This is a genomic window from Enterococcus devriesei (assembly GCF_001885905.1).
GTDB lineage: Bacteria > Bacillota > Bacilli > Lactobacillales > Enterococcaceae > Enterococcus_A > Enterococcus_A devriesei.
In genome coordinates, this window is the sequence record NZ_JXKM01000049.1 from 1 (window position 1) to 577 (window position 577).

The following is a 577-nucleotide window of genomic DNA, read 5'->3' on the forward strand; positions in this document are numbered from 1 at the left end:
CAGTAACCTGTTAAGATATAAAAGTTGCTGAAACAAAGCGACAAACAACGTAGACCTTTGAAAACTGAACGAATAAAACAAACCAAATGTGTAGGGCGCTTCTTTTATAGAAGCAAACAACATAGCAAGCAATATGCTAGCAAGTCAATTATTACAATTGAGCTTAACAATCGCAAGATTGTTTCAAACACTTTTTATGAGAGTTTGATCCTGGCTCAGGACGAACGCTGGCGGCGTGCCTAATACATGCAAGTCGAACGCTTTTTCTTTCACCGGAGCTTGCTCCACCGAAAGAAAAAGAGTGGCGAACGGGTGAGTAACACGTGGGTAACCTGCCCATCAGAAGGGGATAACACTTGGAAACAGGTGCTAATACCGTATAACAAGTAAAACCGCATGGTTTTACTTTGAAAGGCGCTTTTGCGTCACTGATGGATGGACCCGCGGTGCATTAGCTAGTTGGTGAGGTAACGGCTCACCAAGGCAACGATGCATAGCCGACCTGAGAGGGTGATCGGCCACATTGGGACTGAGACACGGCCCAAACTCCTACGGGAGGCAGCAGTAGGGAATCTTC

The 577-nt window shown here is 45.9% G+C and carries 1 rRNA gene; it reads left to right on the forward strand.

Features of this window, described 5'->3' with window-relative positions:
• Nucleotides 1-192: 192 nt before the first annotated feature.
• Nucleotides 193-577: ribosomal RNA gene (locus tag RV00_RS15965) — 16S ribosomal RNA — on the forward strand; the annotation flags it as partial.